Origin of the sequence: Pedobacter miscanthi, from assembly GCF_032678605.1 — a bacterium.
Classification (GTDB): domain Bacteria; phylum Bacteroidota; class Bacteroidia; order Sphingobacteriales; family Sphingobacteriaceae; genus Pedobacter; species Pedobacter miscanthi_A.
This window is the reverse complement of record NZ_JAVTSU010000007.1, coordinates 123119-137040: the sequence shown is the minus strand read 5'-3', so window position 1 is coordinate 137040 and position 13922 is coordinate 123119. Positions and strand designations below refer to the sequence as shown.

At 45.6% G+C, this 13922-nt stretch carries 14 protein-coding genes and 1 pseudogene; 5 read left to right on the top strand and 10 right to left on the bottom strand.

Annotation, left to right across the window (positions count from 1 at the left end):
- Positions 1-27: 27 nt before the first annotated feature.
- Complete coding sequence (locus R2R28_RS12275) at positions 28-2973, bottom strand: DNA polymerase III subunit alpha (RefSeq protein WP_316825981.1); 2946 nt, start codon at positions 2971-2973, stop codon at positions 28-30.
- 11 nt (positions 2974-2984) lie between these two features.
- Complete coding sequence (gene dinB / locus R2R28_RS12270) at positions 2985-4142, bottom strand: DNA polymerase IV (RefSeq protein WP_316825980.1); 1158 nt, start codon at positions 4140-4142, stop codon at positions 2985-2987.
- Between the two features lie 283 nt (positions 4143-4425).
- Here dinB and R2R28_RS12265 point away from each other — a divergent pair, with 283 nt between their 5' ends.
- Positions 4426-4878, top strand: coding sequence for a PA2169 family four-helix-bundle protein (locus tag R2R28_RS12265; protein ID WP_316825979.1), 453 nt, complete (start codon positions 4426-4428; stop codon positions 4876-4878).
- 387 nt (positions 4879-5265) lie between these two features.
- Here the strand turns inward: R2R28_RS12265 and R2R28_RS12260 are convergent, their stop codons facing one another.
- Genes R2R28_RS12260 through R2R28_RS12250 form a run of 3 tightly spaced genes read right to left on the bottom strand, consistent with a single transcriptional unit; the run spans position 5266 to position 7626 of the window.
- Positions 5266-5946: an SOS response-associated peptidase gene (locus R2R28_RS12260; RefSeq protein WP_316825978.1), complete on the bottom strand. Its 681-nt coding sequence runs from the start codon at positions 5944-5946 to the stop codon at positions 5266-5268.
- Between the two features lie 23 nt (positions 5947-5969).
- Positions 5970-7214, bottom strand: a complete 1245-nt coding sequence (locus R2R28_RS12255) for a Y-family DNA polymerase (RefSeq protein ID WP_316825977.1) — start codon at positions 7212-7214, stop codon at positions 5970-5972.
- A complete protein-coding gene (locus tag R2R28_RS12250) occupies positions 7198-7626 on the bottom strand; it encodes a S24 family peptidase (protein ID WP_316825976.1) in 429 nt (142 codons plus the stop codon). Before R2R28_RS12250 ends, R2R28_RS12255 begins: the two co-directional genes overlap by 17 nt.
- 168 nt (positions 7627-7794) lie before the next feature.
- On the opposite strand from R2R28_RS12250, the gene R2R28_RS12245 reads away from it, so the two are divergent.
- A complete protein-coding gene (locus tag R2R28_RS12245) occupies positions 7795-8061 on the top strand; it encodes a hypothetical protein (RefSeq protein ID WP_316825975.1) in 267 nt (88 codons plus the stop codon).
- A 3-nt stretch (positions 8062-8064) separates the two neighbouring features.
- A complete protein-coding gene (locus R2R28_RS12240; protein ID WP_316825974.1) occupies positions 8065-8502 on the top strand; it encodes a hypothetical protein in 438 nt (145 codons plus the stop codon).
- Between the two features lie 160 nt (positions 8503-8662).
- Here R2R28_RS12240 and R2R28_RS12235 read toward each other — a convergent pair whose 3' ends face one another.
- From R2R28_RS12235 to R2R28_RS12225, 3 genes are all read right to left on the bottom strand, one after another.
- Positions 8663-9049 (bottom strand): hypothetical protein, encoded by a 387-nt coding sequence (locus R2R28_RS12235; protein ID WP_316825973.1) that lies wholly within the window; start codon positions 9047-9049, stop codon positions 8663-8665.
- Between the two features lie 160 nt (positions 9050-9209).
- A complete protein-coding gene (locus tag R2R28_RS12230) occupies positions 9210-9956 on the bottom strand; it encodes a hypothetical protein (protein ID WP_316825972.1) in 747 nt (248 codons plus the stop codon).
- Between the two features lie 280 nt (positions 9957-10236).
- Positions 10237-11013, bottom strand: coding sequence for a DUF3560 domain-containing protein (locus tag R2R28_RS12225; RefSeq protein ID WP_316825971.1), 777 nt, complete (start codon positions 11011-11013; stop codon positions 10237-10239).
- 533 nt (positions 11014-11546) lie between these two features.
- Between R2R28_RS12225 and R2R28_RS12220 the strand changes: the two genes are divergently transcribed.
- Complete coding sequence (locus tag R2R28_RS12220) at positions 11547-11729, top strand: hypothetical protein (protein ID WP_316825970.1); 183 nt, start codon at positions 11547-11549, stop codon at positions 11727-11729.
- A 12-nt stretch (positions 11730-11741) separates the two neighbouring features.
- A pseudogene (locus R2R28_RS12215) lies at positions 11742-12035 on the top strand (RidA family protein); the annotation flags it as partial.
- A gap of 110 nt (positions 12036-12145) precedes the next feature.
- Here R2R28_RS12215 and R2R28_RS12210 read toward each other — a convergent pair.
- Both R2R28_RS12210 and R2R28_RS12205 read right to left on the bottom strand, forming a co-directional pair.
- Entirely contained in the window at positions 12146-12418 is a 273-nt protein-coding gene (locus R2R28_RS12210) for a hypothetical protein (protein ID WP_316825969.1), read from the bottom strand.
- Positions 12419-12773: 355 nt separating this feature from the next.
- On the bottom strand, positions 12774-13919 hold the full coding sequence (locus R2R28_RS12205; RefSeq protein WP_316825968.1) for a PepSY-associated TM helix domain-containing protein: 1146 nt from the start codon (positions 13917-13919) through the stop codon (positions 12774-12776).
- Between the last annotated feature and the right edge of the window lie 3 nt (positions 13920-13922).

The following is a 13922-nucleotide window of genomic DNA, read 5'->3' as shown; positions in this document are numbered from 1 at the left end:
ACCAGTATATAGGGTATTTTGTTTGCTTTAATCCATCACCGGGTTTGAAAGGATCGGAAGTTTGGCAAACTGTCTTACCTCAATGCTCGGAAAACCGAAATCTTCTACCACAAGCCCCGAGATCAGATAACATCCATGACCCCGGAAAGGATAAGCTGGGGTAGAATTGGGAAAATGCGTGGTATCAAAAAAACTTCCCTCAGCATCCAGAAAGGTACCGAACCACATTTTTTTGTTGTTCTTGGTATGCACCGTTTTTTCGCATACATAATGACCTACAAGCTTGACCATCTTCCCCACATAAGATTTCAGGTCTGATACCCTAACCGCTCCACGGTATGCTGTTTTCAGTAGATCGAACATGGACATGGAAAGTGGAAAACCCAGCAGTTCAAGTTCATGATAAGCATTCTCGAGCGCTGTATTTACCAGCACCGGCATCGAATAGTTTTTCTTTTCAACCTCGAAGAGTTCCGATGCCGCACTGGGCCTGACCTTCTGCCCCATCATCAGGTGCACCTCCCATAAAAGTTCTTTTTTACTTTTTCCCGTAAACCGCAACGCCCCCACCCGGATCAGGATTACGACCTGCTCAATCCCCATACCTGTCCGTTTGATCAGGTCCTGTGCAGAGAGATAGTCTCCCTTCAGCCTGCGCTCTTCGGGAATGAGTTCCACATATTTCCCCTCCAGCCCCAAAATGCCGACAAAACCCAGAAAGGCATCATCCCCAAAAATCGAAACCGCCGAAAAAGAACGGTTCACGCAGGGCAGATGTACTTTGGCCCCTGATTTAGCCAGCTCATGAACATAAAGCCAGCGGGAATAAAAACCACCATAATTGTTGAGCACAGCAACCATGAATTCCCGTGGATAGTAAGTTTTCAAAAATAAACTTTGGTAACTCTCCACCGCAAAACTGGCCGAATGTGCCTTGGAAAAACTATAGCCTGCAAAACTGGAAACCTGCCTCCAGACTTCCGCTATGGTTTCTTCCGGCCGGCCCAGCTTTCGGGCTTCCTCAAAAAACCGTTCCACCAACCTGTCAAATTCACTTTTGGAGCGGTACTTCCCGCTCATGCCACGCCGAAGGATGTCGGCATCCGTCCCATCCATCCCTGCAAAATGGATACAGATCTTGATCACATCCTCCTGATACACCATTACCCCATAGGTTTCCCCGAGCATTTCCTCCATAACCGGGTGCAGGTACTGCACTTTAGAAGGATCATGGTGGTAGCGTATATAGGCCGGCATCATCCCGGAGCTGGCCACCCCCGGACGGATGATTGATGATGCAGCTACCAGTACCAGATAAGAGTCGCACCGCAGTTTGGTCAGCAGCTGCCGCATTGCAGGGGATTCAATATAAAAGCAGCCGATGGTATCACCGATCTTCAGTTTATTGTTCAGCAACGGATCATCCATGAATTTTCTCACCTGGTGGACATCCACCTTTTTCCCCAGGTTTTCTTCCACCAGCCTGACCGCTTCCTTGATATGGCCGATACCGCGCTGGGAAAGGATATCATACTTATCAAAGCCGATCTTCTCCGCCTCGTACATATCCCACTGTACAGTGGGCATCCCCTTTGGGGGTAGATCGAGCGCGGTATAATAGGTAATCGGCTCCTCAGAGATCAGCACCCCTCCGGCATGTATGCTGCGCTGATTGGGCATGTTCTGCATCATCTGATAAATTGCCATTATCTTTTTAAAGGTTTCATTGTCCCTGTTCACCGCAGCCCGGGCCGGATCGGTGAACCCGTCGATTTCCCCCTTGGGCAGGCCCATCACCTTTCCGATCTCGCGGATCACCGAGCGGTCCTTAAAGGTTGACATCGTGCCCAGCAGCGCAGTATGCGAAGATCCGTACCTTTTAAAGATATAATCCTGCACATCCTCCCTTTCGTCCCATGAAAAATCAAGGTCAAAATCCGGCGGCGAGGTGCGCTGTGCATTCAAAAACCTTTCAAAATACAGATCCAGTTCAATAGGATCCACATCCGTGATGCGAAGACAATAAGCAACCGTTGAATTTGCCCCTGATCCCCTGCCAACATGATAATAACCCCGCGAGGAGGCATAACGGATAATATCCCAGGTGATGAGAAAATAAGCACAGAAATCAAGCTCAAAAATCACTTTGAGTTCATGTTTCACTTTTTTAAACGCATCCTTATTGGTCTTTCCATATCTGTATTCCACCCCCCCGAGCGCCAGTTTTTGAAGGAGCTCCCGGTCATCCTCCTTATTACCGGTAAAAGTTTTCCTGTTCAGGTTCACCCTTCCCCCGGCATATTCCTCCATCGAACAGCTGTCCATCAGCGAACGGGTATTATCCAATATAAAAGCAAATTTGGAAAAGCGCGATTCAATCTCGCCCGGAGGCAAAAAACAGTCCGTAGGAGCGCACCTATCTTCATCCCCAACCATGGTGATCAGGGTATTGAGGTCTATCCCACGGAGATATTCATGCAGGCGGTACTCCAATCTGTTGCAGACAAAAACAGGCTGGAGCACCACAAGTTTTTGTTTAAGGTTTTTAAGCTCAACATTGAACAGACTGTGCAGCTCATCAAAACGGATACCCAGGTATTCATTATCCTTAAGTATCCCCTTATAACCAAAAGGATAGATCATATAAGCGTTTACCATCACCTCAGCCTCGTCCGGAAGTTCTTTTTGAGCCAGGTTATGGTGGCTCAGAAACTCATTGAGTTCACGCATGCCCTCCCTGTTCCTGGCGATGCCGATGTAAAGCAGTTTTTTGTCCCGCCTGAACTCCAGTCCGCCGATCGGCTTGATACCAGCCTCACGGCATCCGCGGATAAACTCCATCACACCCGTGGAGTTGTTGATGTCGGATAAAACCATCTGCGTTACGCCACGGGATGTGGCCTCTTCGATCAGCCTTGGAACCGGCATTGTGCCGTAACGCAGGGAATATTGGGAATGGACATTGATGTACATGATAAAAAATATTAAAGTTCAATGTTCATCGTAGATGCTATCGATATGGATTTGGAACCGAAACGGTGACGGATCTTATCAAGCGCCTGATAAAGAGAATACTGCTCTTCGCTCTGTGAATAAAGGTCGATCTGCTCAAAACCCGTCACCAGATTGGAAAGGCGTACCCCGACCAACCTGATGAGTTTCCTTTTCTGGAAAAGCTGGCGGAAGAGATCCTTTGCTTTGGCAATCAGCACCGAATCCAGCGCGGTATAGGGAATGGATGCCTGCCTGGTAACGTCTTCAAAATCCGAGTAACGGATGGTGAGGGTGATACAGGCGCAGAGTTTTTTTTGCTCCCGCAGCTGGAAAGCTATATCCATTACCATCGCGGTGAGCAGGTTGCCGATCATCGTTACATCGATTGAATCGGATTTAAATGTCGACTGTGTACCGATACTTTTAGCTTCAGAATAGGGAACCACAGGCGAATAATCGATCCCCTTGGATTTCTGCAACAGCGAGAGGCCGTTTTTCCCCAGTAAGGCATTCATGTGATCGGGTGAAACCTGCGAAAGGGTGTAGATTTTCTTGATACCCATATCGCTCAGCTTGATAAAGGTTTTCTCCCCCAGCCCCGGAATTTTACGGATCGACAACGGATTCAGGAAAGGAACAACGCCGGGCTGCTGGATATCGAGCTCCCCATTGGGCTTACACTCATTGGTAGCCATTTTGGAAACCGTTTTATTTACCGATAGACCAAATGATATCGGCAGCCCGGTCTCTTTGATCACTGTTGCCCTGAGCTCATGGGCGTATTTCATACATCCATGAAAACGGTCCATGCCTGTCATATCGATATAATGCTCATCAATACTTGCTTTTTCGATCAACGGCACCCGCTCCTTCAAAATATCGGTAATCTCATGCGAAGCCTTCGAATACTCATCCATATTGCCGCGCAGAAAAACCGCATGCGGACACAACTGTCTGGCCATCCGCGCCGGCATGGCTGAATGGACACCGAACTTCCGCGCCTCGTAACTGCAGGACGCCACCACACCACGGTCAGAACTCCCACCGATAATGACCGCCTTTCCGATCAGGTCAGGGTTCTTGCGGACCTCAACAGATACAAAAAATGCATCCTGGTCCATATGGATGATGTGTTTATCGCTGTGCATATCTCAAAGTCTGAACAAAATTACTAATTAAATTAGTAATTAAAATCAATTAAAAGTTATCAACAACTGCAAAAACTAAAATTGTTAGTAATTTATTTCGAAATAACGCCTTCTTGTCTGTGGAAATTAAGTTTAATATCAAAACCTTAAACTATGGCAATGTGGATAACTTATAGTTTATTTATAACAGGAACCCACATCACCTGCCCCATCAATGTAAAAGTTATTTCAAAACAATATGAACCAATTACCAGTTCTTTAAGGAAAAACAACTTATAAAAACATGGAAAACAACAATAAAATCATCGGCGACCTGAAGGGTCTTATATCAATTGTAAACGACGGTAAAGAAGGATACGAGTCTGCGGCAGAGACCACCGAAAACCTGGAGCTCAAAGCTGTTTTTCTGAAATATGCCGCGGAGAGAAAAGCATATGAACTGGAATTGAAAGCCCATCTGGCATCACACGGCGGAGAATCCGATAACAGTGAAGGCGGCATTCTGGGGAGCCTGCACCGTGCATGGATCGAGGTTAAAGAAGCATTGAGCAGTAAAGAAGATGCCGCAGTACTTGGCGCAGTTGAAACAGGCGAAAAGGCAGCGATCGAAAAATATGATGCACTTCTTAAAGATCCATCCACCCACGCGGACCATATTGACCTGTTGACCAGACAACGGGACGGGATACAGGGTGCTCTAACAGAAATTACCGCTTTGAAAGGCTCAAGGTCATAATTGAAGTTTATAAAACTTTCAAAAAAAGGAGTCAGGTTAAATACAACTAAGGGCTGCTATCAACAGATCAGCGGCCCTTATCATTATTGAGACAGGCCATCAATCCCATCCATCCCCAAAGATTATACTAGGTTGGCAATTTGATAAACAGCCCTGGTGATCCCACGACCGTATAGCAATAATCCGTAGCTTACATTTTAATGCCCGGCAAACTTTTGGGCTGTTTGCGTAATCCCGACCCTTCAGATCCCATCATGCAATACGTGATCGATACATCAATACCAAAGAACAGGGCATCTCATAAAACAGTTAGAGGCTTAGTGAAAGCGTTAAGCCCCTTCACCCAAACTACCGGTTAAAACACAAGTGATCTGCTTTCAGTATACGCTAGTCAAAAAGCGTCAAGTCAGGCCCGGAAGGATTGTTATTATTTTCATCCTTGTTACGGGCATTGTTTATCTTCGGATCCACCTGCCAGCCTTTTAGCAGTGTATTATCAACAGGATGAAGCGCCTTTAACCGCTGTTCAACCGGAAGTTCACGGTCCAGCCAGACAGCACTTTCGGCCTGCGACAGGATACACGGCATCCGGTCATGAATCTTTCCCACATAATCGTTTGCCTTCTGCATAATCATGGTACAGGAAGGAATCACAATCCCTGTGCGTGGATCTTTCCAACTGTCCCAATAACCGGCCAATAACAGTATGCCACCATCTTTCCTTTCAAAAAAATAGGGCTGTCTGGCACTGCCACCCCTGTCCCATTCATAAAAACCCTCCACCACAAAAACACAGTGCCTCCTGCCGATCAGCGGACGGTAGGTCGGCAGGCTGAACATGGTTTCGATCCTGCAGTAAGTGGTTGAGAATTTAGGTACCTCTTTGGATCCCGATGGGATCAGTCCCCATTTGACATAATGCAACCTTCCCGGCCTCGCATCCAAAATCACGGGCATATCCGTTCCAGGGGGACGGTTTGTATCCTTTTCCCTGGTATCTCCGCCGAGGAGCAAACCTGCCTTTGCAGCCATTGCCAGACTTTCTCCGATCAGTGTTCTTCCGCACATATCTTTATTTCCTTTTTTATAAACTATACAACCTTGATGATATCGGCCCACCTGGTGGTGTAGCCTTTTGATAAATATTCATGTTTCAGCCGCCACTTTTTCTCAAAACCTTCCGTGGCCATACGCAGCGTACCCCTGCCGTAAGCAAGGTTCAGCTTATCAAGCACCCCGGATACCACATCTTTTTTCCCATTGTCATGGGGAGAAAATACATTCAGCTGCAGCTCACCCTCGGGAACCAATCCGGTGGCGATCACCCCGGCTTTTCTATATTTTATGCCGTATTTGAAAAGCATTGCAGATACCCGTACCGCTATGCTCACCAGATCGGTAGTACTGTTGCTTGCGATCAGCAGTTTATGGGTATGGCTGGGAAAATGCTGTGGATGGTCTTCCCTATTCTTATTGGTGTAAAGAAAAACCTGCAGGTATAAACACCGCAGCTTTTCCGCCCTGAGTTTTTCAGCAAGCCTGCTCGCATATAAGGTCAGGGCCTCGGCAAGGATTTGGGGATGCTCGATATAGTTACGGAACGACCTGCTCACGGTAATCCCCTTTTTAACCTCCCTGACTGCATCCAGCGGAATCGCCGGCCTTCCCCAGAGTTCATTCCACATCCGCTGTCCCAGAACGGTCATATGCTGCTTGAACCACATCTCCGGCATTTCCCTCAACTGCCCCACAGTGGAGATGTTCAGCTCTTCAAACTTTTTGTAATATTGGCGTCCTACCCCCCAAAGATCATGCACAGGAAATTCCTTCACTGCGGCACTGATCTTTTCATCAGTATCCAAAACCATTACCCCTCCAGCTTTTTTAGAAAGTTTATTGGCCAGTTTGGCAAGGGTTTTAGTGGGGGCCACCCCTATGGATACCGGAATACCCGTATTACGGATAACCGAACCCCGGATCTTGGGCGTATAACTTTCCAGCTCGCCGATCCCGCCAAGCCAGCCAAATGCTTCATCAATACTGTAAACATCAAGCCGTGGGAACCAGCGGCCGAGGTTGTGCATTACCCGCTCGCTCATATCCCCATACAGGACATAATTGCTGGAAAAAACATGGATATCAAACTTTTTGATCAGGTCCCTCACCAAAAATTCAGGATCGCCCATTTTTATCCCACAGGCCTTCGCCTCCTCACTCCTGGCAATTACGCAGCCGTCATTGTTGCTTAAGACAACCACAGGTTTACCGTTAAGCTCAGGGCGGAAAAGCCTTTCGGCCGAGGCATAAAAGTTATTGCAGTCACAAAGTGCAAACATTGCTGTACCTCCCCCTCCTTAATGATTTAGGCAATACGTTCCTGCATACCGAAGTGACAACGCCCCAGACCTGGAGCGTACCGATTTCCGTTTCGCTGACCGTACCAGAATCGTTTGCGAGCAGGCAAGAACCGTTCTCCTTCAAAAAAAGCCTACAGCTGAAACTCCCGGATATGAAAGCGATAATTATAGCACCGTGATGGGGCGACAATGAACGGTCGACGACCAGTAGATCAGCATCCGATATGCCATAAGCCAACATCGCATCCCCCTGCATCTGAAAATAAAAAGTGGAATGCGGATCTATGACCAGTTTTTCGGCAAGGTCAAGCCTGCCCTCCAAATAATCTGCCGCAGGGGACTGAAACCCCGAAATCTTCTGCTCTGCTCTTTTCTCAAACGACCTGATCATAAACCCATTGCCTTAGTGCACACCAAAATTATACTAAAATTTTTAGTAATTAAAATCCTGTTCCAAACAAATCCACAACTGGTTGGAATAATATTTACGATATAATCAAAACCATTCCATCAAGGGCTTTGTCTTTATGGTAGATCGAAAGCACAAACAATATCAGCAATGGAAAAATTACCCTTATCGGAAAACGTGAAAAGATTTATGGACTATGCAATCGATACGGTCAAGGCAATGGATGGTGCACCCGAACACAGCGAAGAGGAAAAATCAGGAGTGTTAGGCAAGTTATCAAAACTAAATGGATACCTGAAAGAAATGGAACAGTCCTATCTGGATAATACACCAGGAGAAGACCTTCCACAGCTCGTCAGAGAACATTGCCCAGGCAGGACACAGCTAAGACATCAGCCAGAAATATTATACTATTAAATCATGGAAAAAATCAAAAACCTCATTGCAGGGCTTGGAGGCGCAATAGTACTGAACATCCTCCACGAATCGTTAAAGAACAGTGGCAAAGATATGCCGCATATTGATGAGCTGGGTGAAGAAGCGCTGCAGAAATCACTTGCTCATTTCGACTCACAGATTGAAAATAAGCAAACCCTTTACCTTACCACCCTGGCCGGTGATTTAGCTGGTAATGCGGTATATTATAGCCTTATCGGTGGAAGAAACAGCCTGATCTGGCCTAAAGCAGTGATTTTTGGCCTTTCAGCAGGGATCGGCGCGGTAAGACTGCCCAAACCTATGGGCCTGGATCCAAAGCACACGGCTGGAAATGATACAAAAGCAGCCATGACCATTACCTATTATCTCATCGGTGCGCTGGTGACAGGTGCTATATTAAAATCGTTGAAACGCGGTTAGGAAAGTTATTGATATATTTTGTTTCAAAAGCATATAATATCAAAGTCCTGGCATTTAAAAATTGTACGGCATATTAATGAGTCACCTAAGCCCCTCTCCTTAGGAGAGCAGCGCCCTAGCTTATTTACCACTTTTTTGACAGGACCAAAACCCCTCCAGCTCACTTTATGGCCCTGACCGCCTTATCGAAAGACAGCTCCAAATTCTTCTGATCAATATCTTTTAACAGAACATCATGCACCCCATTGCCGCTCCCGGAGGTAAAATAAACTTCAGCCTTAACCCTCGCCCCTTTTTCGAGGCCTTCTTCAAACAGGGCGATACCGAACAACGTACTATCAACTTTTGAATAAGCGATTATGCTCACCGTACCCAGATCGTAACTCCCGTTATTTTTTAAGGTGACAACACCGTTTTTATAAGTATAACTCTCCCCTTTGAGCGTTTTGAGATAGGTTTTATTTTTACTCGTGATAGCATTATAGGTCTGTGCATAACCTGAAAACCCAGCTATAGCCAGTAACAGCACCAAAATTATTTTCTTCATGATCTTAAAAGAATAAACATAATATAAGTATTTAAAAAGCACCGGAAACCGTACGCCCAGATCCACCGGAAACTCCGGCAGAACAATTACCAGCTATCCGGAACCGGTAGCAGGCCAAACTATGGGAGAAGAAAACACCGTAAAAATTTCAGCATAAAACTCAGTCGACTTTGGGAAAACACTGTGGCCCAACGGCACCACCCATAAATTCCAGAACGATATTTTTCTTGTAATAAATATGGCTGCAGCCATCGTTATACCTACCGATCGTTGCCGCATCCAGATCATTTTTAAAGATCAGGTAAGAATATTTGGCCATACTGCTTCTTGAAAAACCGATCTCGGCAACCGTATCATTTTCAATGGAAACACAGTGCGCCCGGTCAAGCAACGTTTTAATGTTTTTTAAAGTCCCTTCCGTCCAGTTCAGCCGATCGCACATTTTTTTGAGTTTAACCGAACCGAATTCCATTCCCCAGTCCTGATCAGTCTCAAGGGAATTGAAATTATCGGGATTTCTGTGGCGGATCTGCATGTCCACGGATGCCGGGGCACTGATTACATTATTTGCCGGCTGAAACTCGATAGTGACAATATAGCCCTTGGGTACAATCTTACCATAACCGGTAATCAGGTCCAGCACCGCTCTATAATTGCTGTCGATATTGGCTACGAGTTCTTTCTTACTGCTGCTGGGCATACTGCCCATAAAAAGTAAAAATTCCTGGCCTTTCTGGTCCGCTGAATTGTAATAGCTTTTGAATTCATTGACACGTTCCACTGTTCCAAGCTTCTTGTAGATCGTCAACAAAAGCGAATCTTTATCGATTGCCTGATTAAAGTGCTGCGCATAAACGCAAAAGCTATAAAAATTGATTATTGCGAGCAATGAGAGAAAACGTTTCATGGGGATTCAGATTGTTTGGTGATAAAATATACAATTGAACATTCTATCATTCTGCGATAAAGTTAAAAACTTCCTGTCAACTTGAGAAAGCAATCGCAAACTTAATCCCAGATCCTTAAGAGCTCACTAAAACACCAAGACACAAACTTCAGGATTTTTTTTCCAGCAGACTTACCCACAAAATAACATACGATTGCAGCCAGGCCGTCAACGGCCCGTTGCAATCGTATATTGTTCAACAGTCAAAGACTGACCTCAAACCCGATTTAAAATTAACAAATCAGACCCTCACCAACTCTGCGATCATCTTACCATAATATAGCGCATTATTACTGATATGCCGCTGCCATGCCCCCTCAGACCTGCACCAACGGAAACCATGCCCTTTTAAGCGCGCCATCACCTCCTGCGCGGGCTTCCCCTCAAAAAACAGTTGCAAACGGTTAACCTCACGGTTTTCAAAAACACGTACCCCATTGATCAGCATATCGACCGCAGCAGTCAGCCCCTGCGCTTTTAATACCTGCAAACGTTTATCAATGCGCCTGATATTGGCACTATTGTTTGTCAAGGTAAAATGGGCAAAGCCCTGCCCGCCAAACTTGGGCTGTATCAGCTCCTCCCACATCCGTTCATTCCCGAACTTCAGATTTAAAAAAGCATCCCTATCATTCTTTCTGATACAGGCATTGGATGCCTTCATAAATTCCTGCATTTCTTTTAGAGCAGCCAGCTTCTCTTCGAGTTTAAGCACAGCATCGGGATCATCCGAAAAAACCGCATCATTATTTTTGATACTTTCGGCCTTGCCTGCATAATAAGCCGCTTTATGATCCGCCTCGACAGACTTTCTCATTGTACCAGAAATCTTATCCCTGTATCTGCGGTCAGCTTTTTCAGAATGATGGCCGATCAGAATCGGCTGCCCCATCGGGATCGCATCCGCCATTTTTTTGCTCACCCCGAAGAGCCTGTCCGATTCAGCTTCATTTTTTAAAGCCCTACCTTGCGCACCTGCGATGCGGTTTTCCTTGCGTTGATGAAAATCATGTTTCATAATCCTAAATGCATTCTTTTGGCTGCACCAAACCTTTTAAAGTTAAAAACCATCTCAGTTCCCTTCTTCCCCATATTTTTCAAAAGATTTTCCAAAAGAAAAAAGGTCAAAAAAGAAAGCAATAAAAGCATGGTAGGAAATACCGCAGCGGTATAAACCCCGCAGGGCGGCGCAGCCGTTATGCCCGCACAGGTATTACCGGACATTAGCTTTGCTTTCCCTTTTTTGCCTTTTTCTTAAAATCGATCCAACTCACTACACCTAAAAGAAGAAGTACAAAAGGGAAGAACAGCGCTAAATTGTAAACCCATGATCCCTTATACCGCAGATATGATTTTTACAAAAAAATAACTGGTGACCCAGTTCAACATCATTGCATCCGTAAACTCTTGCAGTCCGTAAGAAACCCAAATTTTTACCGCCTAAATAAAAAAGTGCTGTAAGGTAATGCCCTAACCTGCGACTAAACACCAAAGAATACTAAGTGGCTAAGAATTTGCAAAAGGCCTTACACATTAAGCCGCGGACAGATCATGCTTAACAATAAGAAACACTTAAAGAAAACATCATTTAAAAACATGAAAGAAGAAAATAAAACATCAAGCGAAGAAAACAAAAGGTACAGCCAACTTTCAAACACCATCCACGATATCGGCATTTCCGTTAAAGTCGGCTCCTATAGCGATGGGATCGAAGTGAGCCCCAATGCCCGCTAGCTCTATTTATCAGGAATGCTGGGCATGACCACAAATGGCGAAATCCCCGAGAATATAACCCAACAGTCAGTTCTGGCTTGGCAGAACATCATCAAACTCCTTGAATCCGCCAAAATGGATATCAGGAACATCGTAAAAATCACCCAATATATCACCATCCCAGAAAACATCCCCGCCTATTCCAAAATCAGAAGTGGATTTCTTGGAGATTTAAAACCAGCTTCTACACTGCTTTTAACTCCACAACTGGCCCTTGCGGAAATGTTGGTCGAGGTTGAAATCATCGCCGCTAGCCTTGCGGGATAATACCTCATAAATTATCAGCTTCATCTGTACCGGGGCATTACAGGCATTTTGCAAGCGTGTTGAGAAACTTAAAACGGTTATGGAACATTGATCAATGAGATAAGGTATGATCAGGGATAACCCTGATCCGAACCGGCTTCGAGGATACACTGGATATTGTAGATCATATCCTCACTGGCCCAGTTCCAATCACCTTTAAGGATCAACCCGATCAATAATTCCTCAGCCCCGTAACCACCCAGAGGTTTTCTCTCAGGATCGTTGCGGTAAAACATCATGATACCGTCACCATCGTCGGTAAAAAAGATAAACTGACCGGTAATTAAAGAGCGATGGAAGATTTCTCCATATCCGGTTTCGATTGTCTGATCTAAAGTAGCCATATTTTTTTTTGCCCGGCAAAAACAGGACCGGCTTAAGATGTACAAGGAACCGTGGAATAAATAGCTCAGCGCTTATGCCGCGAAAGTCCTTTTACAGATTAACGGTCCTTTATATTTGCAATCAAAAAAATAGGGCTACAGGCAATGGAAAAACCTGATGTGAAATCAGGATGGAAATCCGGAAAACAGCAATTTTAATCTTTATTCACCAGAAGAAAACCGGATTATGGATTTTTGCGTATAATGGCAATGTAGGGGGTGAGAGCCCTACATCCGGCGAAAGCCAGAGAGCGTTAATTTAGATGGGGGTAATCATGAATTTGATTATCCCTTTTTTTATTGCCTTTATATTAAACTATTCCCTTTTCTTCCCCTTTTTACCAAACTTACGGTTATACCAGATGATAAATCCGGTGACGGGAAGCGACGCGCCGATCAGGCTGGCCAGGCAGGCGATAATTTTCCCGGGTAAACCAAGGATACGCCCCACATGGATATCATAGTTCATCCGTCTAAGTTTCAGCGCTGTGCCACTTTCAGCGAAACTGGCAGAGTAATACGCATCCCGCTTGATCTCCGTAGCGGTATAACGGTCGAAACAAAGGCTCTGGTTAGCGTAATAACTATTCAGTTTCGGGTAGACATCAATCTCAATTGCTGATTTCACATCTGCAGTATCGGGCATCCTGTAAAAATACCCCGCAGCGTCCGGAAAGCGTTTTTGCACCCTTTCTACCACGTTATCTAGCGCAGTTTCAAGCGAAAGCCCTCCCTTCACTCCTGTGCTGTCGGAAAGCGGCGCCGACCATTCGGGAACCGATCCACCGCCTGTAATTTTATAAAGGCCTTTATTATACCACTTGATACCATAGATCATGCCCGTGAGCGAAAGCAATAACAAAAGCACTATGGCATAAAACCCAAGCACATTATGCAGGTCGATATTGATCCGTTTCCATTTTGCATCCCACTTGATCTTAAAGCTCTTATTTCGCGTAGACCTGTTCCATTTCTTGGGGTACCACCAGACGAGTCCCGTAATGAGCAGGACCACAAAGACCAAAGTACCATAATTGACCACTAGCCGACCGGTTTTAAAGGGCATCCAAAGGTTACGGTGCCCACTTTCTATCCAGTAAAAAAATAAGGTCAGACGGTCTTCCAACGGCCGCTGATAAATAACCCTGCCCGAATGTGGATCTAAAAAAAGAAGAAGCGGATTGTTCCCCCACTTCTTCACCAGTACCTCTACCGCGGAACCGTTCTTATAAAAAACATTGTTCACCGGCTCTCCGGGATAAAGGCGTTGCACGATTTCTCCTATTTCAGAAGGGCTAATGATCCGCCCATTCTGATGCACAACAGTCATGGACGGGCCCGTCAGCTCCCTGATATCGTCTGCAAAGACCCAGACCGCCCCGGTCAGGCAGACCACGAGCATGATCAGTCCCGAGGTGAGTCCCAGCCATAGATGCAGCCAGTTATTTACTTTTCTGAACATCCG